This is a genomic window from Gordonibacter pamelaeae 7-10-1-b, from assembly GCF_000210055.1.
Taxonomy (GTDB): Bacteria; Actinomycetota; Coriobacteriia; order Coriobacteriales; family Eggerthellaceae; genus Gordonibacter; species Gordonibacter pamelaeae.
The window spans coordinates 241,402-244,050 of record NC_021021.1 but is presented as its reverse complement, the minus strand read 5'-3'; the positions used below and the strand labels follow the sequence as shown (position 1 = coordinate 244,050).

Here is a 2,649-nt window from a genome sequence, read left to right as displayed (position 1 = left end):
CTTCTTCGCGCGCTGCGACGAGGCCGGCTTCGATCCGGCGAGGCTCGCGGCCATCCTCGTGACGCACGACCACACCGACCACACGAAGGGCCTCGGCGTGGTGCTGCGCGGCCTGGCGAAGAAGGGCGTCGAGCCGGCCGTGTACGCGGACGACGCTGTGCGCGCTGCCAGCAGCGAGGTGCGCGCGCTCGAGGATGCGCATGACGTGCGGTCCCTGCGCGCAGGCGATGCGCTCTCGCTTGCCGGCCTGGCCGTCCACGTGTTCCGCACCTCGCATGACGCTGCCTCGTCGTGCGGGTTCCGCTTCGAGAGCGCCGGCGGCGACGTGGCGGGCTTCGTCACCGATACCGGCATCGTCACGGGGGAGGCGCACGAGGGCCTCATGCACGCGCGGCTGTTGGCGCTGGAGAGCAACCACGACGTGCAGATGCTCGCCGACGGCCCCTACCCGTATCCCGTGAAGCGCCGCGTGGGCTCCGACGTGGGCCACCTGTCCAACGACCAGGCCGCCGCCGAGCTCGAGGCGCTCCTATGCGACGAGCTGGAGCAGGTGGTGGCCATGCATATCTCGCAGAACAACAACACCTACCGCCTGCCCGCCGAATCCCTCGCCGCCGTCGTGCGCCGCGCGGGTCATCCCGCTGCGGTGCAGGCCGCCCTCCAATCCGTGCTCGTGAGCGTGGGCTGACCGAGGTGGCCGCTATACGGCCGTTGACGCTGGCAAAAGGGGAACGGTGCGAACGCCTGCACCCTGCGAGCGCTTCGCCCGCCCCGCTCTCGACATGCCCTACATGGTCTTCTGCGCCTTCGCGATGAACGCGACGTAGGCGATGAAGGCCACTACCTCGATGCCGACGAACACGAGCATGCCGACGAGGGTTACCTGGCCCAGCACCCACAGCACGAGCGCTGTCACCGGTACGAGCACGGAGAACAGCGTGAACGCCCGCGTCGCGGCCAAGTTGCCGATGGCCACGTTGCGCTCGTCGTTCTGTTCGACGAGCTCTTTTTGCGTGGGCTTGTGGGCGAGTGCGAACAGGCCGCACACGATGAGGGCGAACGCGCATCCTCCCAGGCCGAAGGCGGCTTGGGCGCCCAAGGGCAGCGCGTCCGACACACCGCCCAGGTTGAAGGCGAAGGCGAGCGTGGCCACGAGGAACAGCACCCCGATCGACAGGGTGATAACGGCGGGCTTGTTGTTCATTGCGCTTCCTCTCGGTAGATGAACACGTCTTCGATGCTCAGGTCGAAATGGCGGGCGATCTTGAACGCCAGCAGGATGGAGGGGTTGTAACGCCCCTTCTCCAGCGAGCTGATGGTCTGGCGCGACACACCCAGCTCCGTGGCAAGGTCCTCTTGCTTGATGCCGCGCGCCTTGCGGATTTCCTCCAAACGGTTCTCCATGCGCGCCCCTTTTTTCTCCCGGTGTCGCCAATGTAAAGCTAGCTTTCCATGCAGTATAGGCCTGCCTGGAAGAAATGTAAAGTAAGCTTTCCATAAAAAGGAGGACGGGTGCGGGGGCGATGACGATGTTTTTTTCTGCGGCTGTCAAAAAATCCTTCGGCTTGCATTCACCCGCGTTCGTTATGATGGGATTCCATTCGGCTTTAGCCGAATGCGGCCGGTTGAAAGGCCGCATAGGACGTGGATGGCAGGACGAGGCGTGCGAGGGGGCGTGGCCCATGCTGCTGGACGACATAGAGATTTTCACGGTCATATCGGAGACGAAGAGCCTTTCCCAGGCCGCGGAGCGCCTGTACATGTCGCGACCGGGGCTCTCGCAGAAGATCGCCAACATAGAGGCGCGCTACGGCACGAAGCTCTACGTGCGCACGTCGACGGGCGTGGTGCCCACGGCAGCCGGCCAGATCGTCACGAAGTTCGCCAAGAAGATCGCCACGTTGGAGACCGCGCTCTCGGCCGAGCTCGCGGCGGTCGACGAGCACTTCGACAGCACCATCGAGGTGGGCATGAGTATGAACGACGGCGTGGCGCTGCTGCCGGCGCTGGTCAAGCGCTTCCACGACCTGCACCCCGACGCGCTCGTGCACCTGGACGCGGGCTACGAGCCCGAGCTCATGGAGAAGCTGAAATCCGGCAAGCTTGACTTCGCCCTGCTGGAGAACCAGCCGCTCGACGACGGCATCTCGCGCGAGACGCTCGGTTACAAGCGCCTGCTGTTCTGCGCGCCCGACCGGCCGCCCTACAACTCCGTGCCCCAGCCCGTGAAAATCGAGACGCTGCTCGAATGGCCCATGATCATCTACGAGTGGAACTCGGGCCGCCACATGGTGGGCAACCGCCACTTCCGCGAACGCTACAACCTGTCGCTCACCGACCATAACATGGTGGCGCGCTTCGACACGCACGAGGCCATGGTGAACGGCGCGAAGGCGGGGCTCGGGTGGGCGAGCATTCCCGAGTGCGTGGCCGAGCGCTACCGCAACGAGCCGGGCCTCATCTGGTTCAAAATCGATACCGACCCCATGCGCTACCCGGTGGACCTGGCCTGGCACACCGGGCGGGTCATATCGCCGCTGGCGCTGGAGTTCAAGGACTTCATCCGCGACAACGTGCCCGCGGGCTACTTCCACGGGCGGGGGTAGGGCTTCCTGCGAGCAGGGGAGGCGTGCCGCGGCGTCCGCCCGT

General features: G+C 65.6%; 4 protein-coding genes. 2 read left to right on the top strand and 2 right to left on the bottom strand.

Annotated elements, in window-relative coordinates; all coding sequences use genetic code 11:
• On the top strand, positions 1-688 hold a 688-nt coding region (locus tag GPA_RS01075), incomplete at its 5' end, for an MBL fold metallo-hydrolase (RefSeq protein WP_041238728.1).
• Positions 689-787: 99 nt separating this feature from the next.
• Here GPA_RS01075 and GPA_RS01070 read toward each other — a convergent pair.
• Complete coding sequence (locus tag GPA_RS01070; RefSeq protein WP_015538697.1) at positions 788-1,204, bottom strand: hypothetical protein; 417 nt, start codon at positions 1,202-1,204, stop codon at positions 788-790.
• Positions 1,201-1,404: a helix-turn-helix transcriptional regulator gene (locus GPA_RS01065; protein ID WP_015538696.1), complete on the bottom strand. Its 204-nt coding sequence runs from the start codon at positions 1,402-1,404 to the stop codon at positions 1,201-1,203. Before GPA_RS01065 ends, GPA_RS01070 begins: the two co-directional genes overlap by 4 nt.
• Positions 1,405-1,682: 278 nt before the next feature.
• Between GPA_RS01065 and GPA_RS01060 the strand changes: the two genes are divergently transcribed.
• Entirely contained in the window at positions 1,683-2,606 is a 924-nt protein-coding gene (locus GPA_RS01060; protein ID WP_015538695.1) for a LysR family transcriptional regulator, read from the top strand.
• Positions 2,607-2,649: the final 43 nt, after the last annotated feature.

Coding starts and splice junctions, on each gene's coding strand:
- GPA_RS01065 (WP_015538696.1), bottom strand. CDS start 1,404: ATGGAGAACCGTTTGGAGGAAATCCGCAAGGCGCGCGGCATCAAGCAA.
- GPA_RS01060 (WP_015538695.1), top strand. CDS start 1,683: ATGCTGCTGGACGACATAGAGATTTTCACGGTCATATCGGAGACGAAG.
- GPA_RS01070 (WP_015538697.1), bottom strand. CDS start 1,204: ATGAACAACAAGCCCGCCGTTATCACCCTGTCGATCGGGGTGCTGTTC.